Source organism: Serratia plymuthica NBRC 102599, assembly GCF_001590925.1.
GTDB classification, from domain to species: domain Bacteria; phylum Pseudomonadota; class Gammaproteobacteria; order Enterobacterales; family Enterobacteriaceae; genus Serratia; species Serratia plymuthica.
This window is the reverse complement of sequence record NZ_BCTU01000014.1, coordinates 21,462-42,110: the sequence shown is the minus strand read 5'-3', so window position 1 is coordinate 42,110 and position 20,649 is coordinate 21,462. Positions and strand designations below refer to the sequence as shown.

At 57.4% G+C, this 20,649-nt stretch carries 19 protein-coding genes; 7 read left to right on the top strand and 12 right to left on the bottom strand.

The window, feature by feature from the left end:
- Nucleotides 1–2: 2 nt before the first annotated feature.
- The 8 genes from SPL01S_RS10580 to SPL01S_RS10545 all read right to left on the bottom strand — a co-directional run bounded on the left by SPL01S_RS10580 (nucleotide 3) and on the right by SPL01S_RS10545 (nucleotide 8,143).
- Complete coding sequence (locus SPL01S_RS10580) at nucleotides 3–425, bottom strand: energy transducer TonB (RefSeq protein ID WP_062870894.1); 423 nt, start codon at nucleotides 423–425, stop codon at nucleotides 3–5.
- Nucleotides 426–766: 341 nt separating this feature from the next.
- On the bottom strand, nucleotides 767–1,717 hold the full coding sequence (locus SPL01S_RS10575; RefSeq protein WP_063199514.1) for a sulfonate ABC transporter substrate-binding protein: 951 nt from the start codon (nucleotides 1,715–1,717) through the stop codon (nucleotides 767–769).
- A gap of 23 nt (nucleotides 1,718–1,740) precedes the next feature.
- The gene (locus tag SPL01S_RS10570) at nucleotides 1,741–2,394 is read right to left on the bottom strand and encodes a methionine ABC transporter permease (RefSeq protein ID WP_013812980.1); all 654 of its coding nucleotides are present in this window, start codon (nucleotides 2,392–2,394) and stop codon (nucleotides 1,741–1,743) included.
- On the bottom strand, nucleotides 2,378–3,469 hold the full coding sequence (locus SPL01S_RS10565) for a methionine ABC transporter ATP-binding protein (RefSeq protein WP_063199511.1): 1,092 nt from the start codon (nucleotides 3,467–3,469) through the stop codon (nucleotides 2,378–2,380). Before SPL01S_RS10565 ends, SPL01S_RS10570 begins: the two co-directional genes overlap by 17 nt.
- 3 nt (nucleotides 3,470–3,472) lie before the next feature.
- Nucleotides 3,473–4,285, bottom strand: coding sequence for a MetQ/NlpA family ABC transporter substrate-binding protein (locus SPL01S_RS10560; RefSeq protein WP_063199508.1), 813 nt, complete (start codon nucleotides 4,283–4,285; stop codon nucleotides 3,473–3,475).
- 32 nt (nucleotides 4,286–4,317) lie between these two features.
- Nucleotides 4,318–5,688 carry an LLM class flavin-dependent oxidoreductase gene (locus SPL01S_RS10555; RefSeq protein ID WP_063199505.1) on the bottom strand — a complete coding sequence of 457 codons (1,371 nt, stop codon included), beginning with the start codon at nucleotides 5,686–5,688 and terminating at the stop codon, nucleotides 4,318–4,320.
- Nucleotides 5,688–6,893: an SfnB family sulfur acquisition oxidoreductase gene (locus SPL01S_RS10550; protein WP_063199502.1), complete on the bottom strand. Its 1,206-nt coding sequence runs from the start codon at nucleotides 6,891–6,893 to the stop codon at nucleotides 5,688–5,690. The genes SPL01S_RS10555 and SPL01S_RS10550 overlap by 1 nt, the downstream gene beginning before the upstream one ends.
- Nucleotides 6,894–6,904: 11 nt before the next feature.
- The gene (locus SPL01S_RS10545; protein ID WP_063199499.1) at nucleotides 6,905–8,143 is read right to left on the bottom strand and encodes an SfnB family sulfur acquisition oxidoreductase; all 1,239 of its coding nucleotides are present in this window, start codon (nucleotides 8,141–8,143) and stop codon (nucleotides 6,905–6,907) included.
- A gap of 564 nt (nucleotides 8,144–8,707) precedes the next feature.
- On the opposite strand from SPL01S_RS10545, the gene SPL01S_RS10540 reads away from it, so the two are divergent.
- Entirely contained in the window at nucleotides 8,708–9,622 is a 915-nt protein-coding gene (locus SPL01S_RS10540; RefSeq protein ID WP_063199496.1) for a LysR family transcriptional regulator, read from the top strand.
- Between the two features lie 8 nt (nucleotides 9,623–9,630).
- Here the strand turns inward: SPL01S_RS10540 and SPL01S_RS10535 are convergent, their stop codons facing one another.
- Nucleotides 9,631–10,536 (bottom strand): DMT family transporter, encoded by a 906-nt coding sequence (locus SPL01S_RS10535; RefSeq protein WP_062870887.1) that lies wholly within the window; start codon nucleotides 10,534–10,536, stop codon nucleotides 9,631–9,633.
- Nucleotides 10,537–10,665: 129 nt separating this feature from the next.
- Between SPL01S_RS10535 and SPL01S_RS10530 the strand changes: the two genes are divergently transcribed.
- A complete protein-coding gene (locus SPL01S_RS10530; protein ID WP_063199493.1) occupies nucleotides 10,666–11,235 on the top strand; it encodes a helix-turn-helix domain-containing protein in 570 nt (189 codons plus the stop codon).
- A gap of 32 nt (nucleotides 11,236–11,267) precedes the next feature.
- Here the strand turns inward: SPL01S_RS10530 and SPL01S_RS10525 are convergent, their stop codons facing one another.
- Nucleotides 11,268–12,662 (bottom strand): aminotransferase-like domain-containing protein, encoded by a 1,395-nt coding sequence (locus tag SPL01S_RS10525; RefSeq protein ID WP_063199490.1) that lies wholly within the window; start codon nucleotides 12,660–12,662, stop codon nucleotides 11,268–11,270.
- A 298-nt stretch (nucleotides 12,663–12,960) separates the two neighbouring features.
- On the opposite strand from SPL01S_RS10525, the gene SPL01S_RS10520 reads away from it, so the two are divergent.
- On the top strand, nucleotides 12,961–14,154 hold the full coding sequence (locus SPL01S_RS10520) for a benzoate/H(+) symporter BenE family transporter (protein ID WP_232246002.1): 1,194 nt from the start codon (nucleotides 12,961–12,963) through the stop codon (nucleotides 14,152–14,154).
- Nucleotides 14,155–14,216: 62 nt separating this feature from the next.
- Here the strand turns inward: SPL01S_RS10520 and SPL01S_RS10515 are convergent, their stop codons facing one another.
- Nucleotides 14,217–15,266 (bottom strand): type II asparaginase, encoded by a 1,050-nt coding sequence (locus SPL01S_RS10515; RefSeq protein ID WP_063199487.1) that lies wholly within the window; start codon nucleotides 15,264–15,266, stop codon nucleotides 14,217–14,219.
- 362 nt (nucleotides 15,267–15,628) lie between these two features.
- On the opposite strand from SPL01S_RS10515, the gene SPL01S_RS10510 reads away from it, so the two are divergent.
- Both SPL01S_RS10510 and SPL01S_RS10505 read left to right on the top strand, forming a co-directional pair.
- Complete coding sequence (locus SPL01S_RS10510; protein WP_063199484.1) at nucleotides 15,629–16,483, top strand: YPO3983 family protein; 855 nt, start codon at nucleotides 15,629–15,631, stop codon at nucleotides 16,481–16,483.
- The gene (locus tag SPL01S_RS10505) at nucleotides 16,480–16,956 is read left to right on the top strand and encodes a DUF943 family protein (RefSeq protein ID WP_062870882.1); all 477 of its coding nucleotides are present in this window, start codon (nucleotides 16,480–16,482) and stop codon (nucleotides 16,954–16,956) included. The genes SPL01S_RS10510 and SPL01S_RS10505 overlap by 4 nt, the downstream gene beginning before the upstream one ends.
- Before the next feature lie 157 nt (nucleotides 16,957–17,113).
- On the opposite strand, the gene SPL01S_RS10500 is transcribed toward SPL01S_RS10505, so the two are convergent.
- Nucleotides 17,114–17,821, bottom strand: coding sequence for a TetR/AcrR family transcriptional regulator (locus SPL01S_RS10500; protein WP_062870881.1), 708 nt, complete (start codon nucleotides 17,819–17,821; stop codon nucleotides 17,114–17,116).
- Nucleotides 17,822–17,864: 43 nt separating this feature from the next.
- Here SPL01S_RS10500 and SPL01S_RS10495 point away from each other — a divergent pair, with 43 nt between their 5' ends.
- Together SPL01S_RS10495 and SPL01S_RS10490 are read left to right on the top strand one after the other, a co-directional pair.
- Nucleotides 17,865–19,379, top strand: coding sequence for an MDR family MFS transporter (locus SPL01S_RS10495; protein WP_063199481.1), 1,515 nt, complete (start codon nucleotides 17,865–17,867; stop codon nucleotides 19,377–19,379).
- A 115-nt stretch (nucleotides 19,380–19,494) separates the two neighbouring features.
- Nucleotides 19,495–20,649 (top strand): efflux RND transporter periplasmic adaptor subunit, encoded by a 1,155-nt coding sequence (locus tag SPL01S_RS10490; protein WP_063199478.1) that lies wholly within the window; start codon nucleotides 19,495–19,497, stop codon nucleotides 20,647–20,649.

Genomic DNA, 20,649 nt, shown 5'->3' with positions numbered 1-20,649 from the left:
TTTTATCCCCCGGCCCCCAGAGTTGCATCACCGGTAACGTTGAAGGTAAACGAGACTTTTTCATGCAAACTACCGGGTTTCCAGCAGCTACGAGCAATAGCGCTTTTCGCTTCATAATAGAATTCTGGATTTCCCGTTAGTTCGATATTCTTTGCTTTACCTCTATCATCAACGTCAAACGTACCGGTTATTTTACCGTCAATCTTTTTCGCCATTGCGGCAGCGGGATAAAACGGACGTTCGTAAAAAACTTGCCCGTCACAGCCCAAATTGGGCGGCTGAACAACCTTCGACGTGGTGTTTTCGGCACCCCTTGCATAAATACAATCACCCACGGCGCTGGTTTTTTCACATCCTGAGGGTTTCATTGGCGCACAACCTGCCAGAATAACAGTGGCAAACGGCATAAGGATAAAACGTGTCATGTCATGGTTCCTGCTCATGTTTCCGTCATGGGAGCTATTTAACTCCCATTCCACCATTTAGGGGGGGCATATTTTTTCACTGGAAACAGTATAGAGGGGGGAGCTTGAATAACGTGGAAAATTGCACGTTTAGCGTGTTTTTAACCACAAAAAGAAAAGCCGCACAAAAGTGCGGCCAAAATAAGTTCGCGACGAACGAAACAAGGACAAAAACTCCGGTAGACAGGCCCTGAAAGAAAATGCTCCCAGAGACATATCCCGATAATAATAAAAATATCCCCGCAGGTTAAATGCCGAATATCGCTTTGCTTTTCTGAATTAATACAAAGATATTCAGCAAGTTACTTATCCTCAGACCAGCGTGCGGCGCTGACGTCCACCTTGACCGGCAGCAGGCCAATCGCGGTGAACTTGTCGGCTAGTTGCTGCTGTTCGGCAAATACCGCCGGCGTCATGCGTTGGCTGCCGAACGGCATGCGGGCGAGGGCTCTGGCCCAAATGGCCTGCTCCAACCCGGTGCTTTGCGCCAGGATCTTCGCCGCGTCGTCCTGATGGGCATTGGCCCAGACGCTCAGTTCACTTAGCTGGTCGATCACCAATTTGGCGCTGTCCGGGTAGGTTTCGGCAAAGTGGCGGCTGGCGAGATAGAAGGTGTAGTGCGGCACCAGACCTTCGGCATCCTTCAGCAGACGGGCGTTGGCGTGGGTTTCCACCTCGGCGTAGTAAGGGTCCCAAATCACCCAGGCGTCTACGCTGCCGCGCTGGAAGGCGGCGCGGGCGTCACTCGGCGGCAAATACACCGGCGTCACGTCTTTGTAGCTCAGCCCGGCCTGTTCAAGCGCGCTGACCAACAGGTAGTTGACGTCGGAGCCTTTGTTCAGCGCAACGCGTTTGCCTTTGAGGTCGGCAACGGTTTTGATCGGCGAATCCTGCGGCACCACTATGGCTTCGGTTTTCGGGCTGGCCGGCGAATGCCCCAGATAGATCAAATCCGCTTTGGCAGCCTGGGCAAAGGCCGGTGGCGCATCGCCGGTAGCCGCAAGATCAATGCTGCCGACGTTCAGCCCTTCGAGCATTTGCGGCCCGGCGGGAAACTCAATCCAGCGCACCTTGATGCCCTGCGGCGTCAGGGTTTGCTCCAGCGTACCGCGATATTTCAACAGGGCGAAGATATTGGCTTTCTGGTAACCAATGGTGATTTGCTGCGGTTTTTCCTGCGCCGCAACGGTCGGCAGGGCAAATGCACCCAACAGCAGCGAAGCGGCGATCAGCGAGGCTTTCAGTTTTTTCATTACACATATCCGGTCAGTAAAGGTTAATGACGGTGGTTTAACCGGCGGGAAAGCCGATCGCCAAAAAATTGCAGCAGGGTTACCAGCGCCACCAACACCACGATGACGGTGAGCATCACCTGGGTGTCGAAACGCTGGTAACCATAACGGTAAGCCAGGTCACCCAAGCCGCCTGCGCCTATGGCTCCGGCCATCGCAGAGGCGTTAATCATAGTCACCAGGGTGATGGTAAAGCCGCTGACAATGCCGGGCATGGCTTCCGGCAACAGCACATGGCGAATGATATGCCCACGGCGGCAGCCCATTGCCTGCGCCGCTTCAACCAGGCCGTGATCCACCTCTCGCAGGCTGACTTCGGCGATACGCGCGAAAAACGGCATGGCGGCGATGGTCAGCGGCACCACGGCGGCCCATACGCCGTAAGAGGTGCCGACAATCATGCGGGTGAAGGGGATCAGCGCCACCATCAGGATCAAAAAGGGGATCGAGCGGAACAGATTCACCAACCAGCCGAGCACCCGCTGAACGCCCACCTGCTCATACAATCCACCGCGTTCGCTGACCACCAACAAGATCGCCAGCGGCAATCCCAGCACCAGCGCCAACAGGGAAGAAACACCCACCATCAGCAATGTATCGAGAAATCCGGCCCACAGCCGTTCAAGCAACAGTGACATAGCCCAGGACCTCCACGCTGTCGGCCAGCGTCTGCGGAATGGTTCGATTACTCGGTGACGGTGTCACGGTTAACAACAGATAACCGATGGCGCGCCCCTGAATATGCTCAATGGCGCTTTCCACCAGCGTCACGCGGCCCTGAAAAGCCGCCAGCACGTGGTTTAGCTCCAGCGATGCACCTTGGCCACGGTAGCGTAGCCGGATCAATTGCGGTGCATCCGGCGTGGGGGGCGTGGCGGCGATCCGCCCAACCCATTCCTCCGGCAAGCGATCGTGTGAGGGGGTCAGCAGGATACGGGTCGTTTCCTGCTGTGGATTGCCGTACACCTGCCACACCGGGCCGCATTCGATAATCTCCCCCCGTTCCAGCACCGCCACCCGGTGGCAGATATCATGGATCACCTCCATTTCATGGGTAATCAGCACTATGGTGATGTTGAACTCACGGTTGATGCGCTGTAACAACGCCAGAATGGCGCGGGTGGTTTCCGGATCGAGCGCGGAGGTGGCTTCATCGCACAACAGCAATTCGGGGTTATGCACCAGCGCCCTGGCGATGCCGACCCGTTGTTTCTGCCCGCCGGAAAGCTGCGCCGGATAGGCGTCCGGGTAGTCGCTCAGCCCGACCAGCGCCAGCAATGCGTCCACTCTGCCGCGCCGCTCGGCAATCGGCACGCCCGCCACCCGCAGCGGCAACTCGATATTCTGCCGGACGGTTTTGGCCGACAGCAGGTTGAAGTGCTGGAAAATCATGCCGGTGCGCCGCCGGTAGGCCACCAGTTGATCTTCATCCAATTGGCCGATATCAACGCCATCGACCTCCACGCTGCCGCCGCTGGGGCGTTCCAGCCGGTTAATGGTGCGGATCAGGGACGACTTGCCGGCGCCGCTGCGGCCAATAATGCCGAAGATCTCCCCACGGCGAATGTCCAGGGAGATCTCCTTCAGCGCCTCGGTCAGTTGGCCGGGGTAACGCTTGCTGAGCCGGGTAAAGCGCAGGTGGGTGTCATCATGGCGGCGCACCACCTCGTCGGCGACCAGGGTGCCTGGGTTAGGCAAAATCAGGCTGGACATAAACTACTGGCTCCAGCCCGGCTGATACAGCTTGCCGTAGAAACTGTCGAGTTTGGCGCGCACGACCGGCGAATGCTGGTAAACGTCGACAAACTTGCGCAGGCGCGGGTCATCCTGATGGCCATCGCGGACCACGAACTGGATCACGTACTCCGGGTTTTCCAGGCCGTCGAACAGCAGGGCGCTGTTGGGATCGACGGTGCCGGACAGCCGCAGGTAGTGCGGATAGCCCTGCGCCAGGTCAACTTCCTCCAGCGTGCGTGCCAGTTGCACCGCTTCCACTTCGATAATTTCGATGTGTTTAGGGTTACTGACGATGTCTGCCTGGGTTGCCTGCAGGCCGGATCCCGGTTTGAGCTTAATCAGCCCGGCTTTTTGCAACAGCAACAGGCCGCGGCCACCGTTAATCACGTCGTTGGCGATCGCCACTTTGGCGCCCTCCGGCAGATCGGCGATGCTCTGGTATTTTTTGGAGTACAGCCCGACGTTATTGATGATCGCCGGGGCATAGGCCACCAGGTGGAAATTGCCTTCTTTATTGGCGTTGTGCAGGAACGGCAGGTGCTGGAACAGGTTGACGTCGATATCGCCGTTTTCCAGGCTGACGTTCGGCGCGGTCCAGTCGCTGAATTCGATGATGTCGACCTTCAGCCCCTGTTTGCGAGCCTCTTCCGCCGCCACCTCCAGCGGTGGGGCGAAGGCGGCGGTGGTGCCGACTTTCAGCGCACCGCTGTAATCATTGGCCGCAGCCGCCGCGCCTGAGAGTGCCAGCAGCGCCGAAAACAGCAGTGTTTTTGTCCGAGAGGGTATTGTCATAGGGTTGTTCCTTCAAAAGAAAAAGTAAGGGTTCAAACGGGTAACGGCGCACCCAGACGCCAGCCGGCCGCCGGATGGCTTTGCGGCAAGCGATCCTGCTGTCGAAACAGCTTTTGCCGCAGGCTGCCTGCACGGTAGGCGGTTTTGTAGCGGCCACGCGCTTGTAACTCTGGCACCACCAGATCGATAAAATCGCGGTAGCTGCCAGGGTTAACGATGCGCGTCAGGTTAAACCCGTCGATATCGGCCTGATCCACCCATTGCAGCAACCTATCCGCCACCTGTTGCGGATCGCCCACCACCAGCGGATAACGCCCGCCCATGGCGTGCTGTTCCAGCAGTTGGCGGCGGGTCCAGCCGCTGTAGGTTTGGGTTACCGACTCAATGGCCTGCGTCGGCCCGGCCTGGATCGGGTCGTCCAGACCAAAGCGTGAAAGATCGATACCGGTCGAGCTGGAAAAATGCGCCAGACCGGCTTCGGGGCTGGCGTAACGCAGATATTCACGGTATTTGTCCTGCGCCTCGGCGGCGGTTGGCGCAACGACAACGCCGACTCCCATAAACACTTTCAAATCCTGTCGCTGACGGCCGGCCGCCACCGCTGCGGTACGCAGCTTGTCCACCTGCGCTTTCATTACCGCCGGGGTGGCGTGGTTAACGAAGGTGCACTCCGCGTGGCGGGCGGCGAACTGAATACCCCGTGCCGAGCTGCCGGCCTGGAACAGCAGCGGGGTGCGCTGCGGCGAAGGCGAAGACAGGTGATAGCCCTCCACCTGATAAAATTCGCCGCGATGGGTAACCTTGTGGATCTTCTGCGCATCGGCGTAAATCCGCCGTTGACGGTCGGCCAACACGGCGTCATCTTCCCAACTGCCTTCCCATAATTGATAGGCAACGTCGAGAAACTCATCGGCCTGATCGTAACGGCGATCGTGCCCGATCTGTTCATTCAACCCCATCGCTCGCGCGGCGCTGTCCAGATAGCCGGTGACGATATTCCAGCCGATGCGGCCCTGGGTCAGATGGTCCAGCGTCGACAAGCGACGGGCAAAGGGATAGGGCGCTTCGTAACTCAGGTTGGCGGTGATGCCGAAGCCCAGATGTTGGGTCACTCCGGCCATCGCCGACACCAGCAACAGCGGATCGTTAACCGGCAGCTGTATCGACTCGCGGGCGGTCAGGGCGATGTTTTGCTGATAGACATCGTAAACGCCGAGGATATCGGCGATAAACAACCCGTCGAACAGTCCACGCTCCAGCAACTGCGCCAGCTCGGTCCAGTAGCTGAGCTGGTTGAACTCGGTGGAACGATCCTGCGGATGGGTCCACATGCCGTGATGAATATGGCCGACGCAGTTCATGTTGAAGGCGTTCAGCAGAACCTCTTTGGCGATGACGCTCATTACAGAGTCCCCCGGCGCGGCGGCAGCACCCCGTTCAGCACGTAATTGCCGATCGCCGGGTATTTCCAGCGCACCGGGTCGTGCAAGGTGTGGGTTCTGGCGTTGCGCCAGTGGCGATCGAGGTTATATTCCTGCAGCGTGGCACGGCTACCGGCCAACTCAAACAGCAGATTACCGGCGGCCAGCGCGACCTCGGTGGTCCAGGCGCGCGCCGTGGCAACCTCGATCGAGGCTTGTGCGACCGACAGGGCATCGCTGTGGCGCTGAGCGACATCGATGGCTTCACCGGCCACCGCCAGCAGGGCGTCACCGGCCTGAATGCGGGCGGAAATTTTGCCGATGCGGTCCAGCGTCAGCGGGTCCTCGCTGGCGTGTTCGACACCGGCATCAATCCACGGGCGCGAACGGCTGCGAACAAATTGCAGCATGTCCTGCCACGCGGCTTTGGCGATGCCCTGATCGATTGCGGCGTGCATGATTTGCGCCAGCGGGCCAACCGGCGTGGGCCGTTCAAACGCCGTCTGGAAGGGCACGATATCCTCTTCATCGACCGGGCACTGTTCCAGCGTCACGCTGCCGCTGCCGGTGGTGCGCTGACCAAAGCCGGACCAGTCGTCGGTGATGCTCAGGCCTAGCGTATTGCGCGGCAAAAACACCAACTGTTCTTTACCGTCTTCACCCCGCGCGGCGGTCGGGATGCGCCCGGCGTATAACGCGCCGGTAGCGTAAAATTTTTGACCGGACAGCTGCCATTGGCCTTCATGTCTGGCCAGCGAGGTGCTGCGGTGGTGGGCGGCCTTGCTGGCAAACTCCGCCAGCGCATTGCCGAAATGCACGCCGGCCAGTGCTTCCTGGTACAGCCGCCGTTGCTGCTGCGGCGAACCGTTCACCCGCAGCACTTCCAGCGCGTAATAATGGTTTTGCGGCACCTGGCCGATCGACGCATCGCCCTGGCTGAGAATAGCGATGACCTGCGCCAGCACGCGGTTCGACAACGCCGGGCCGCCAAATTCTTGCGGCACGGTAATCGCACCGAGCCCAGAGGCGAACAGGTCTGCCAGTTCGGCAACCGGCAATCGCCGTTGGCTGTCACGCTCGGCGGCGGTCGGGCTGAATTGCTCCGCCAACCGGTGTGCGGTCTCCAGCGCCTGTTCGGGGCTGGTAATGCGTTGCGCCACGCGTTGAGGGGCTACCTGGGTGGTCATGTTCTGCTCCTTTAAATCCACGAATGGCGCGCCGGAAAGCGGCCGTTGAGGTAGTACTCGCCAATGGCGTGGTATTTCCAGCGCACCGGATCGTGCAATGTGTGGGTGCGTGCGTTGCGCCAGTGACGATCGAGGCCGTGCTCCGCCAGCGTGGCGCGGCTGCCGGACCATTCGAACAGCTTTTCGCTGGCCAACAGCGCCACTTCCGTGGTCAACACCTTGGCTTCGGCGACCGCGATCGACGCCGCTGCGGCGCTTTCGGCGGTTACCGGCCAGCGGTCAACCTCATCGAGCGTCCGCGCCGCACGGCGCAACAGGGCGTTCGCCGCGCTCAACTCCATGCTGAGCCGGCCGACGTCGGCCAGAATGTAGGGATCGTCCGCGTTGCGTTCGACGCCTGCGTCGATCCAGGGGCGGGAACGCTCGCGAATAAACTGGGTGGCCTCGTCCAGCACACCCTGCGCAATGCCGGCATCGATGGCGGCCTGAATCAGTTGGGAAACGGCGCCCTGAATCGTCGGTTTTTCTGCCAGCGGCAGCAGCGGGATCACATTGGCCGGATCGACCAGAACCTCGCGCAGGCGCACCGTGCCGCTGGCGGTAGTGCGCTGCCCCATGCCGGACCAGTCGTCGACGATCTCCAGGCCTGCCGCCGGGTGGGGGATCAATGCCAGTACCGGCTGCTGTCGATCGTCGAGTGCCTTGGCGGCGACGATATGGGCGAACAGCGCGCCGGTGGAGTAAAATTTGTCGCCGGTAAAGCGCAGGCCGTCTGCGGTTTGCCGTAAGCGGCTCTGCATATCCAGCGTGTGCTTGCTGTTTTTCTCCGGGCCACCGTTCCCGATGCGTTGGCCGGCCAGCACCGCCGCGAAAATACGCCGTTTTTGTTCTTCGCTGCCGGCATCACGGATTAACTGAATCAGGCCGAAATGGTTTTGCGGAATTTGCCCCAGCGCCGGATCGACGGCGGAAATCAGGCGAAACACCTCCGCCAGCGTGGTAAAGGACAGTTCCGGTCCGCCGTATTCGCGCGGAATGGAAATGCCACCGAGGCCAGACTGGGTAAACAGCGCCAACTGTTGCAGCGGATAGCGCCGCTGGCGGTCACGCAGTTGGGCTTCAGGCGCGGCGGCTGTGGCGACTTGCCGCGCCGCATCCAGCGCCTGTTGATCGTCAGCAATCCTGCGGGCCCGTTCTTCTGCGGGAGGGAAATTGGCCGTATCCGGCGCAGACGAAACAGAAACAACCATAACGATGTCCTCAATACGGGAGACGGCAGTAAATAACGCGCTGCCGCGGGCGTAGCGCGATGAAATATAATTAAAATTTAAGTTGATACAGCGGTGGGGTACGAAGCGATAATAATAATTTGCAGGTTGCGGTGTAAAGCAAAGGCTTATTATAAATAATCCATTGCTTAGCGATTAATTAGCTTTGCGATAGGCGGGGGATGATTTTCCCGCACCGATAACGAATACCCGCGGGCAAGAGGGTTCTGCCCGCGCAGCCAGTGACGCACAGCTCATTCCAATAGCTGAAACGGATGCGCTGTTTCAGCCGGTTATTCCACACATAACGCGTCATCGTTAATTCCTCCTCCGTGTCTGCTTAATAGAGGTAACAGCTATTTTAAAACGGGTCGAATACGTTATTTCGCTTAGCTTTTGAGTTTTTCGGGATAATACTTTCACCGCCGTCAGGCTTTCTGCAAAAACGCCATCAAGGCTCTTCGTTATGCATAACGCAATGCGCGCCGGGTCCGGCCTGATTACAAAGGCGGCCCGCAAGGATACACTCAGCGATGCCGGTTCCTCATGTGGGGGAGCGGCATCGGCATTTTGCATAAGGGGTATTGCGTGGTGGGCAAGCTTAATTTGGACCAGCTTCAGACTTTTGCTTTGGTGGTCAGGCAAGGGAGTTTTTCCGCCGCAGGGGAAGTGCTGGGGCTGACCCAGCCCGCGGTCAGCTTGCAAATCCGGCAGTTGGAACAGCGGCTGCACGTTCGGCTGCTGGAGCGGGTCGCCAGGCGCGTGCGGCCGACGTCCGCCGGTGAGGCGCTACTGGAACACATAAGTCACATCAATGCGGCGGTGGATCATGCGCTGAGCGACATGGCCGGCCACGCGCAGGAGATTGCCGGCACCGTGACGCTGGGTACCGGCGCGACAGCCTGTATCCATTTGCTGCCGACGCTGCTGCGGGAGTTGAAACAGGCTTATCCCTTATTGAACGTCGGGGTGCGCACCGGCAACACCGATGACATGGTAAAAGCGGTGGAAGAAAACCGCATCGACATCGCATTGGTGACCTTTCCGGCCAATGGCCGCAGTTTGCAGTTGACGCCGCTGCTGCAAGACGAGTTTGCCGTCATTTTCCCGGCCGATTCCCCCGATTTGCCTGCCACGTTCACCCCGCAAACTCTGGGTGCGCTCCCGTGGGTGGCTTTTGAATCCGGCAGCAGCACCCGCCGTTTGATTGATGGCTGGTTCCTTGGCGCGGGGGTTAAACCCGCGCCGGTAATGGAACTGGGCAGCATAGAGGCGATCAAAGAGATGGTTGCCGCCGGGCTTGGGTACAGCATTGTGCCGCGCATGGCACTGTCCGGCACCCGGGGAGACGCTCTTACGCCCGCGCTTGAACGCACTTTGGGCATCGTACTGCGCCAGGATAAGCCGCTGAGCAGGGCGTTGCAGAAGGTGCTCGCCAGCCTGCACACCTTGAAAAAATAACCCGCCGGTTACTGCCCCTCCGCCGCGCGGGCGGTTTTACCCGCGCGCATCACCCGCCAGCCAAAGTTCATGCCCGCAGCGGCAATCAGGATCGCGGCTGCGCCCAAGAGCTGCATCAGGCTGAGGCGGTGCCCGAATACCGCCCAATCGACGATGATCGCCACCAGCGGGTAGATGAACGACAACGCGCCGACCAGGCTGGTGGGGATTTTCTGGATCGCGCCATACAGCAGCGAAGACATCAGCCCGGTATGCACCAGGCCGATAGTCGCCAGCAGCAACCAGGCATTGGTCGTTGACGGCAGGTGGGCCAGGCCGGCGAACGGCGCCAGCACCACCACCCCGACGCTGAGCTGGATCAACACGATCAAATGCGGCGGCACGGTTTTTAGCCCTTTGACGATCGCCGCCGCCACCGCATACATAAACGCCGCGCCCAATGCCAACAGCACGCCGATAACGTAATCCGATCCTGAGCCGCTAGCGCCGGGGCGGCCGGTAATAATCAGCAACATGCCGCCGAAGGCCAGCAGCAGCCAAGCCAGCTTATTTGCCGTCAGTTTTTCGCCAAAGAACAGTACGCCCAGCCCGACCAGCATAAAAGGTTGGACGTGGTAGGTGACCGTGGCCACGGCGATAGAGGCATGGGCATAAGCGCCAAACAACAGCGTCCAGTTCAGCACCAGCGCCATGCCACCCAATACCGCCACGGCGGCCTGACGTCGGGTCAGCATGCCTTTCTTCAACAGGCCAAGCAGGGCACAGGCGATCAACATCGCCAGCGCACCAAAAGCGCAACGCCAGAAAACCACCGTGGTTGGCGGTTGCCCTAGCGCGATCACCGGCCAGCCGACGGTGCCGGAGATCACCATCGCCAGGGTCATCTGTACTACGCCGCGGGTGTTTACCTTCATTTGCCTTCTCCCTGATTGAGTGCCGTGCTTGCCGCCGTCGACGAACACCATTAAAATGAACAACTGAACATTATGATGAACAACGCATACTTGTTCGTCAAGTCGAACGAACGAATGATATGGTGAACAATGAGCGATAACTCCAGCAATACCGGCACACCCATCGGCCTGCTTTCGGCCGCCATTCGCCGCGAACGCGAGCGGTTGGGGCTGTCGGTCACCGAACTGGCGCGTCGCGCCGGCATCGCAAAATCGACGCTTTCGCAATTGGAAACCGGCAGCGGCAACCCAAGCCTGGAAACCTTGTGGTCGCTGGCGATGGCCCTCGACGTGCCTGTCAGCCGGTTAATCTCTCAACCGCGTAAGCACGTACAGGTGATCCGCGCCAACGAAGGGGTTACCACGGTTTCCGAACAGGCCAACTATGCCGCTACGTTGCTGGCAACCTGCCCGCCGGGAGCACAGCGCGATATTTACCGTTTGCGCGTTCAGCCGGGCGAGACGCGGGTTTCACGCCCGCATATGCCGGGCACCATTGAGCACGTGATTATCAGCAGCGGCAGGGCGCGAATCGGGCCGACGGAGCAGCCGGTGGAGTTGAGTGCGGGGGATTACATCAGTTACTCCGCCGATCGAGAGCATATTTTTGAAGCCCTGGAGGCGGATACCACGGCGGTGATGCTGATTGAGCAAGGCTGACCCGGCGCGGTAAAGCGCGCCGGGCCAGGGCCTCAGTAATACAGGCGGGGTTCTGCGGATTCGATCATGCTGCGCAGCTTGGTCAGGGCAAATTTCAATTCGCTACGACTGGTTGGCGACATCAGCACGATGCGCACTGCACGCGTGTGGCCGCTGCGTTCGGCCAGGAATTGCGTGCCGCTGGAAATATTCACCCCCTGAGCGCGCGCCAGATTGGCGAACTCATCGCTGGTCCAGGGCTCGGGCAGAGTGACCCAAATGTGGTAACCGTAGGGTTGCGAAGCGACCTCCAGCCCGTGGAAAACCTCTGCGGCGATGGCCTGGCGCGCCGCCGCTTCTTGCTTCTGGGTTTGCAGCATTTCAGCCCCAATGCCGGAAGTAATGATATTGCTGGCCAACTGCGCGATAAGCGGGGAAGGCATCCAGATGCTGGTTCGCACCATCGACGTCAACCGCGACAGGGTTTCCGCCGGCGCATGCAGATAACCGATGCGCAACGCCGGTGAGATGCTTTTCGACAGGCTGGTCAGGTACACCGAGCGTTCAGGAGCAAACGAAGACAGCGCCTCGACCGGCTCTGCGGTAAGAAAACCGTAAATGTCGTCATCAAGAATGTAAAAATCGAACTCGCGGGCAATCTGCGCGATTTCGGCCCGTCTGGCGTTCGACATCACCACCGTGGTGGGGTTTTGGCAGCTAGCCACGCAGATCAGCATCGCCGGTTTTTCCTGGCGGCACAGTGCTCTCAGCGAGTCGGGCACGATGCCCTCGCTATCCATTTCGACCCCGCGCAATCGCCGCCCATTGCCGTGTACCAGCGAGATAATGCCCGGATAACACAGCGCTTCGCACAGGATAAGATCCTGGTGCGCCGTCAGGGCATTGATGGCGACCAGCAAACCGTGCTGAGCGCCGGCGGTCAACACCACTTGCTGCCAGTGTACGTCAGGCAAAAAACGCCGCAGCCAGCTGGCACCGGCGTCGCGATGCGCCGGATGCCCGCCTTCCGGCGAATAGTCAAGCGCCAGCCCCAGCTCCGGGCTGGCGACCAGATGCTCGAGCGCGGTGCGGATCCCCTGTTCCTGGGCCTGCACCTCCGGTTTGATCACCGACAGATCGATATGATCCCGCTGGGCGGAAGATGAAGGGCTAAAATGCGGCAGGCGCGCGCTTTCCATGGCCCTTTCAGGCGCAGCCAGCACAAAGGTCCCACGGCCCACTTCACCCTGAACCAGCCCGCGCCGCGCCGCTTCTTCATAAGCGCGATTAACGGTGCCCGGCGTAACGGCCAGCGTCTGCGCCAACTCTTTCAATGTAGGCAAACGTGAACCGGCAGGCAGCACGCCGTTGTTGATGTCATTTTGCAGCGCATCTGCAATCAGCAAATACACCGGGGCATTTTTCTCACTGAAGCGCGGTGTCCACATAGACCCTCTGTATGCTTTGAATGGCTATCCCCACGGGCTTTCTGCTTTGGCATTGCTGGCCGCAGGGTGGGGATAAGACGATTACAGTATAAGCCAGCCATTAAATTGATGTAATAAGTATTAACACAGAAAGAATTACACAGATACAATCGACTTAAATTAACTCGATTCAATCGATGTTATTTTCGAAGTTTTGTTTGTTTATGTATCTTCAACTTGTTGTTTTTAATTTGATTTATCGGGGCTTTTCTTTTCTGGCATATTACATCGATTTAATCGATGTGCATTGATAGGGGTAATGATGGACAGATTGCGACAGGATTTTTCTCTTTCGGCGGTAGTGGCGGGCGCCATCGCGGTGATAGTGTCTTACGCCGGCCCGTTGATCATCGTGTTTCAGGCCGCCAGTGCGGCGCACTTGCCCACGGAGGTGATCTCCTCCTGGATTTGGGCCATCTCCATCGGCAGCGGCATCACCGGGCTGATTTTGAGTTGGCATCTGCGGGTGCCGGTGATCACCGCCTGGTCAACGCCCGGCGCGGCATTGCTGGTCGGGTTATTGCCAGGGGTGACGATCAACGAGGCAGTGGGGGCTTATATCGTTTCTTCGCTCATTATCGCCGTCATTGGTCTGTCCGGCGCCTTCGATAAACTGATCGGTAAATTACCGCGGTCGATCGCCGCCGCCATGCTGGCCGGGATTTTATTCCACTTTGGCGCGGAGATGTTTGTGTCCATTCAGTTGCAACCGACGCTGGTCATGGCCATGTTCGTGACCTACCTGTTGTTTAAACGCCTGTTGCCACGCTATGCCATTGTCGCCGTGTTGGTGGCCGGCGGCGCAGTGGCGGGAATGAGCGGCATGTTGAACGGCGGGGATATCGTCGTCAGCGTAGCCCACCCGGTTCTGATTACCCCGGCCTGGAGCTGGCACGCCATCATTAATATCGCACTGCCGCTTACGCTGGTGACGCTGACCGGTCAGTATGTGCCCGGCATGGCGGTGTTGCGCTCCTCAGGTTACGCCACACCGGCTCGGCCGATCGTCTCGATGACCGCGATTGCCTCAGTGTTGCTGGCGCCGTTTGGCTCGCACGGGGTGAATCTGGCGGCCATTACCGCCGCGATTTGCACCAGCGAAGAGGCGCACCGCGAGAAAAGCAAACGCTACATCGCCGGCGTGGCCTGCGGGATTTTCTATATTGTGATGGGGATTTTCGGCGCGACGCTGGCCTCGGTGTTTACTGCATTACCCAAAGAACTGATTATCTCGCTGGCCGGGCTGGCGCTGTTTGGCGCCATCAGCACCGGGTTGACCGGCGCAATGGCCGACGAGAAGCAGCGGGAAGCGGCGTTAATCACTTTCCTGGTCACGGCGTCCGGCATGAACTTTTTAGGCATGGCGTCGGTATTCTGGGGATTGATCTTCGGGCTGGCTGCGCACTTCTCCCTGACTGTGCTTTCTGGCCGCCGTGCGTTGTTGGCCAGATAGAACGCGATTGACGATGAAAGAGATCCCCTCAGAGCCGCCCGGCTCTGAGGGAAGGGCACAGATTAATAGGTGTGGAAATAGTCCTGAATCGCCTGCGGATTATGGGTTTTGGTCAGCGCCAGCATCAACAGAATGCGTGATTTAGCCGGGTTGAGCGAGTCGGAAACCAGGCCGGGCTGGCCCGCATCTTCAGAAACAATACCGCTGCCGGTGCGGCTGGCACGAACGACCAGCACGCCGGCTTTTTCCGCTTTTTTGATCCCGGCCGAGCTACGCACTGAAACCGACCCGGCACCGGTGCCGGCATAAACAATTCCGTCTACCTTGTGCTGAATGGCGGCGTCATACATGTATTCAGGATCGTCCTGATAACCGTAAATAATGTCGACTTTCGGCAGCGCGCTGACATTGCGCACGTCAAAGACCGAGCGAGTGGTGTGAATTTTATCCACCCGGGTTTCAAAGTAAGGTTTACCGCCGACAATCACCCCCAAATAACCTTCCTCCGGCGCTTTGAAGGTGTCCAGCGTGGTGGCGTTGGTTTTGGTGCTGAAGCGGGCGGAACCAATGCGATCGTTCAGCACCACCATGACGCCGCGGCCTGCTGCCTGTTTATCGGCGGCGACGGTTACCGCATCCAGCAAGTTCATCGGGCCGTCGGCGCTGATGGCGGTCGCCGGGCGCATAGCGGCAGTGAACACCACCGGTTTGTTGCTTTTTACCGTCAGGTTAAGGAAGTAGGGCGATTCATCCAGCGTGTCGGTGCCGTGGGTGATCACCACGCCGGCGACGTCATCGCGCGCCAGCAGTTCGTTGACGCGTTTTGACAGCTTGAGCAGGATCTCGCTGGTCATGTTTTCGCTGCCGATATTGGCAATCTGCTCGCCGTCCACCCGGGCGATTTTCTGCATTTCCGGTACCGCGGCGATCAAGGTATCCACCCCGAGCGCCCCGGCTTTGTAGCCGGTGGTTTGGGTATTGGAGGCTGCCGAGCCGGCGATGGTACCGCCAGTGGCCAAAATAACGATGTGCGGTAACTCCCCGGCGGCGGTCGCCGCGTTGGCGCAACCTAAGGTCAATAAAACAAATGCCACTCTAATTATTTGAAACATAGCGCTACCCCTGATTAAAAAGCCAAATTAGGCGGAGTAGCCAAAGCAAAAAGGGTGCCAGTTAAGCGACGGGCGCCAATAGCGGGAAAGCGAGCAGGTCAAGGTGGGTATTGCACCCGGTGCGGGAGTGCTCCGCACCAGAATGGATCTCTCTTCAGCGTTGCGGCCCCAGGCCGTGGGTGAGCAGGTTTAGGGATGTCTTCATAAGGCTTAACGTTTTCCTCTGCCTGTAACTTGAATTATTTTGAGTATAGAACCTTTATAAATGTCCATTTCTGGTTATTCTGTCCCGACAGGTTTAAAGTAAGATCTCGACCTGATAAGGAAGATTAGAACCCATTAATAGCGAAAAGGAATTTACTGTGTCAGAGACCACTCAATCAAATTCACACGCGTTATGCTTTCCCTATTCTATATTCATAACCCAAAAACGTATGGATGATTACGGTGCCGATGATATGCGATGTGGCGATCTAAGCGAAATACAATTAAAAACAGATTTTAATATGAATGATGTATCAGCCGAGGTTAACCCATACACGTTGACAAAGATATCGCCGTTTACGCAACTGCAATCCTTGCCTTATGGGACAAACGATAAAAGCGAGAAAGTGACGCGTAAAGAATGCGCAAAGATCCTCTTTGATGAATTTCGCAGCTTATCGAAACCATTCTCTTTTTCCGGTCCGTATAAGAACCTCGTCGGAAAGATGATCGACCACATGCAAAACGGCAATGGCACTCCGTTTAGGGATGTTTCGTTAAATGTAGCATTGAAAGAGCTCATTCTTGGAGATCGAACAAATAAAAGTTCACTGTTAAAAATAAAAGAAATAATAGAGAGGGGGATTAATTGGAATCATAATATCTTCCCTGGTGACCTTACTTCATTGTTTGGCGATATGCAAAAAACCATCCTACCAAAGTTCAATAGATGGCAAGATAGAGTTAACGGATTAGGTATCACCGTACATGATACCTATGCAACGCATATCACTATAAAATCGCTACAGATTGATAATGACCGCTATCATGCTATAGTCCATTACACTGTTCAGGACCACTTTGGATTAGATAATAGAGATGTTGCGGGGTTTCGTAATTACCGTTTGTTCCGTATATGGTTTATCCTTCAGAGATATAATAAATTTGGCTATAAACCATTCATGACAAATATGGAAGCTACTGTGGAAATAAAAGGGGACAGGCAGTCATGATAAAAAAATCAAACTACAAACGAACATTACTCATAGGTGGATTATTTTTCTTATCTTCCTTGGCACTCTATTTGTGGGTAAAAGACAGACCCGTTGACATTGTACTCACACATGATAACAGAGACATAATAATAAAAAGCCCTCCTATTACAGATGAGGGTAAAATAACATGGTGGCAAAAGAATGAACATACCATTAAGACGAAATACGGAATACCTAAGCCAGAGAGAAATGGTTCTTATTCTGTAAGTATTTGGGATTTTGGCGATGGCTATGAAATTTATAGGGCAGACTCACTTTTTACCTCCCGCCTTGAAGAATTATATTGCTTTGATGAAGCTAAAAAAATTTGCTTAGAAAAAAAGAATGAGATAATAACGATTTATAAGACATCTGGAGGAGTTGTGAAGTATGTTACAAACAATGCCGTATATTATCAAAAAGAAGATGGGAGCATAGTTAAAGAGGACTAATCCTTAGAAAAACAACCCCTGACAGAGTATTGAAAATATACCTATTCAGGGGGGCATTAAGAATCACTTATCGGCAACGTCTTTACACCACTCCAGCTTAAATCCCACTAAAGAAATACCCGGTGCGGGAGCGGCCCGCACCAGAATGGATCTCTCTTCAGCGTTGCGGCCCCAGGCCGTGAGTGAGCAGCGTAATGGCGTGACGGGCAATATCGTCGGCACGCAGCGGGCTGAGGGAGTTATCACGCTGCCATTTTGACGCCGTGGCTAACGGCAGCAGCGTCATGCCAAACAGGGTGACAATCAGCAGGGAGGGCTCCAGATCGGCGTGCAGCTTGCCTTCCGCCTGCCAACGAACGATGGACTGCATCGCCGTTTTGCGTTGTTTGTCGCCAAAGCGCTCGTCCATCCGCTGCTTCAATACGCCACTGTCACTCATCACTTCGCGCAACCACAGCGGGGCGAACCACGGGTGCGCGATGGAAATATCGATAAACCGCTGCGCCAACTCAGTGAAAGCCGCCACCGGATCGTCCTCGTTGGCGTCGAAAACGTCGCCGGCGGCGATTCTCACCGGCAGGAAACGTTCGTCTATCAGCACATCGAGCAGCTGTTCACGGTTGTGAAAGTAGTAGTGCAGCATCGCCGGGGTAACGCCGGCCTCGCGGGCAATGGCGTTCAGCGAGGTATCGGCAATGCCCTGACGGGCGAACAAGTTCAGCGCCGTGTCGAGCAAATGCTCCCGTTTTTCTGCCCCGTTGGCCGCGCCGCTGGGCCTGCCAGGGCGGCGTGGAGAGGGGTTTTTTTTAACGTTTTGTGCTGTCATCGCGGCGAGATCCATTGACCGGAGAAAAGAATAACTCATATATTAATTATTCAGTTAATTAATTACAAGCGGACTCACTCAAATGGGCATTGATAACACCGCAGGCCACGAAGATAACGGCAGGGCGTCTGAACAGGCGCCCTCGATCCGTTTGCTGTTCTCCGCACTGCTGCTGGTGATGCTGCTGGCGGCGCTCGATCAGACCATCGTCTCGACCGCGCTGCCGACCATCGTCGGCGAGTTCGGCGGGTTGGAGAATTTGTCTTGGGTCGTGACGGCCTATCTGCTGGCTTCGACCATCGTGGTGCCGCTGTATGGCAAGTTCGGCGATCTGTTCGGCCGCAAGATCGTGCTACAAATCGCCATCGTGGTGTTTTTGCTCGGTTCCGTGCTGTGCGGGCTGGCGCAAAACATGACGCAATTGATCCTGATGCGCGCGTTACAAGGGCTGGGTGGCGGCGGTTTATTGGTGGTGACCATGGCGGTGGTGGGCGACGTGATCCCGCCGGCCGATCGCGGGCGCTATCAGGGATTGTTCGGCGGGGTGTTTGGCCTGGCAACGGTGATCGGGCCGCTGATCGGCGGGCTGTTGGTGCAGCATTTCTCCTGGCGCTGGATCTTCTACATCAACCTGCCGCTGGGGGTTTTCGCCCTGTCGGTGATCGGCGCGGTGTTCCAGTCGCGGGTCAACCGGGTTAAACACGAAATCGACTATTTGGGGGCGGCTTATCTCGCCTCGGCGCTGACCTGCATCATCCTCTTTACCAGCCAGGGCGGCACGGTCATGGCCTGGTCGGACGGGCAGCTGTGGTGCATTCTGGCCTTTGGGTTGGTGTCGCTGGGTGGGTTTATCTACGAAGAGCGGCTGGCGAGCGAGCCGATAATTCCGCTGGGGCTGTTTCGTAATCGCACCTTTGTATTGTGCAGTTTGATCGGTTTTATCATCGGCATGTCACTGTTTGGTTCGGTGACCTTCCTGCCGCTGTATTTGCAGGTGGTGAAAGACTCGACGCCTTCGCAGGCCGGGATGCAGCTGTTGCCGCTGATGGGCGGCATCATGATCAGCTCGATCGTCAGCGGCAGGCTGATCAGCAAAAGGGGCAAATACCGTATCTTCCCGATTATCGGCACCCTGTGCGCGTTGGCGGGCATGATCCTGCTCGGCACGCTGACAAATTCGACGCCGGTGCACCAGTTGTATCTCTATATCAGCCTGTTGGGACTGGGATTGGGCATGGTGATGCAGGTGATGATTCTGGCGGCGCAAAACAGCGTGGAGCCGCAGCATATGGGGGTCGCGACCTCCAGCGCTACGTTGTTCCGTTCGATTGGCGGTTCGATCGGCGTAGCGGTGTTTGGCGCGATTTTTACCAACGTGCTGCACAGCCGCCTGGCCGTGTTGTTGCCGGAGGGGGCGGAGTTACCGCGTTCTCTGGGCGCGGCGGCGGTGCACCATTTGCCGACGGCCTTGCAGCAAGACTATCTGCAGGCTTTCGGCGGGGCGATCCACTCGGTGTACCAGATTGCCGCCTGGGTCATGGTGTTGGCCTTTGCGCTGACCTGGTTGCTGAAAGACGTGCCGCTGCGGCAAAAATAGGGCGTCTCTCATGCTTTGCGAAGGACTTTTACCGAATCCTTACGTAACCCTGTCAGACTAAAAAGATCAGAATCTATATATTGAGAATAAACGTTCTCAATAGGATAGATACTCGATGCAGAGCAAAAAGATTTTTCTTGTCGGCCTGGCGTTATTGCTGACCGCCTGTGATGGCAAACCCGGCGGAGCCCCGATGGGAGCGGGCGGCACGCCGGAGGTGGGGGTCGCGACGCTGCACGGCCAACCGGTCACGCTGAGCAGCGATTTGAGCGGCAGGGTGAACGCCACCATGACCTCGGACGTTCGTCCGCAGGTTGACGGCATTATCAAACAGCGCTTGTTTACCGAAGGGGCCGAGGTAAAAGCCGGCCAGGTACTGTATCAAATCGATCCCGCCACCTATCAGGCCAGTTATAACCAGGCTGCCGCACAGTTGAAAAGTGCGCAGGCGACGGTGAAATCCAGCCGCCTGAAGGCGCAACGTTACGCCGCGCTGGTGAAAGAGAATGGCGTCTCCAAACAGGATGCGGACGATGCGATGGCGACCTATCTGGAGGCGGTCGCCGCTGTCGACCAGTATCAGGCGGCGCTGGAAACCACCAAAATCAATCTCGCTTATACCCAGGTGCGTGCGCCTATTTCCGGCCGTATCGGTATTTCCTCGGTGACGCCGGGTGCGCTGGTTACCGCCAGCCAGACCGATGCGCTGGCCACTATCCGCGCGCTGGACCCCATCTATGTCGATCTCACGCAGTCCAGCAGCCAATTGCTCAGGTTGCGCAAACTGCAGGCGTCCTTAAAACGTGACGATGTCACACCGGTCGCCATCAAGCTTGAAGACGGCACGCCTTATGCGCATGACGGCAAACTGGAACTGACGGAAGTGTCGGTGGATGAGTCTACCGGCTCCGTTACGCTACGCGCCGTATTCCCTAACCCGGAGCATGAATTGCTGCCGGGCATGTACGTTCGCGCCAGGGTAGATAATGGCGTCGATCCGAAAGGCATTCTGGCGCCGCAGCAGGGCATCACCCGCAATGCCAAAGGTGAGGCCACTGCGTTGGTGGTGAATGCGCAAAACAAGGTTGAGCAGCGCACGGTCACCACCGAACGGGTGATCGGCAGCAACTGGTTGGTCAGTAAAGGGCTGAACGACGGCGATCGCCTGATCGTCGAAGGCACCAATAAGGTGGCCGCCGGCGTCGAGGTTAAAGCGGTTGAAGTGCAAAAGCAGACGGCGACCGGCACGGCTAACGGTGGGGAGCAGTAA

Excerpts from the sequence above, each read along its gene's own strand:
- SPL01S_RS10500 (WP_062870881.1), bottom strand. The coding sequence starts at position 17,821 with ATGAGTTATTCTTTTCTCCGGTCAATGGATCTCGCCGCGATGACAGCA.
- SPL01S_RS10525 (WP_063199490.1), bottom strand. The coding sequence starts at position 12,662 with ATGTGGACACCGCGCTTCAGTGAGAAAAATGCCCCGGTGTATTTGCTG.
- SPL01S_RS10570 (WP_013812980.1), bottom strand. The coding sequence starts at position 2,394 with ATGTCACTGTTGCTTGAACGGCTGTGGGCCGGATTTCTCGATACATTG.
- SPL01S_RS10550 (WP_063199502.1), bottom strand. The coding sequence starts at position 6,893 with ATGACCACCCAGGTAGCCCCTCAACGCGTGGCGCAACGCATTACCAGC.
- SPL01S_RS10540 (WP_063199496.1), top strand. The coding sequence starts at position 8,708 with ATGTGGGGGAGCGGCATCGGCATTTTGCATAAGGGGTATTGCGTGGTG.
- SPL01S_RS10560 (WP_063199508.1), bottom strand. The coding sequence starts at position 4,285 with ATGACAATACCCTCTCGGACAAAAACACTGCTGTTTTCGGCGCTGCTG.
- SPL01S_RS10545 (WP_063199499.1), bottom strand. The coding sequence starts at position 8,143 with ATGGTTGTTTCTGTTTCGTCTGCGCCGGATACGGCCAATTTCCCTCCC.
- SPL01S_RS10575 (WP_063199514.1), bottom strand. The coding sequence starts at position 1,717 with ATGAAAAAACTGAAAGCCTCGCTGATCGCCGCTTCGCTGCTGTTGGGT.
- SPL01S_RS10495 (WP_063199481.1), top strand. The coding sequence starts at position 17,865 with ATGGGCATTGATAACACCGCAGGCCACGAAGATAACGGCAGGGCGTCT.
- SPL01S_RS10535 (WP_062870887.1), bottom strand. The coding sequence starts at position 10,536 with ATGAAGGTAAACACCCGCGGCGTAGTACAGATGACCCTGGCGATGGTG.
- SPL01S_RS10565 (WP_063199511.1), bottom strand. The coding sequence starts at position 3,469 with ATGTCCAGCCTGATTTTGCCTAACCCAGGCACCCTGGTCGCCGACGAG.
- SPL01S_RS10530 (WP_063199493.1), top strand. The coding sequence starts at position 10,666 with ATGAGCGATAACTCCAGCAATACCGGCACACCCATCGGCCTGCTTTCG.
- SPL01S_RS10490 (WP_063199478.1), top strand. The coding sequence starts at position 19,495 with ATGCAGAGCAAAAAGATTTTTCTTGTCGGCCTGGCGTTATTGCTGACC.
- SPL01S_RS10555 (WP_063199505.1), bottom strand. The coding sequence starts at position 5,688 with ATGAGCGTCATCGCCAAAGAGGTTCTGCTGAACGCCTTCAACATGAAC.
- SPL01S_RS10515 (WP_063199487.1), bottom strand. The coding sequence starts at position 15,266 with ATGTTTCAAATAATTAGAGTGGCATTTGTTTTATTGACCTTAGGTTGC.
- SPL01S_RS10520 (WP_232246002.1), top strand. The coding sequence starts at position 12,961 with ATGATGGACAGATTGCGACAGGATTTTTCTCTTTCGGCGGTAGTGGCG.
- SPL01S_RS10580 (WP_062870894.1), bottom strand. The coding sequence starts at position 425 with ATGACACGTTTTATCCTTATGCCGTTTGCCACTGTTATTCTGGCAGGT.
- SPL01S_RS10505 (WP_062870882.1), top strand. The coding sequence starts at position 16,480 with ATGATAAAAAAATCAAACTACAAACGAACATTACTCATAGGTGGATTA.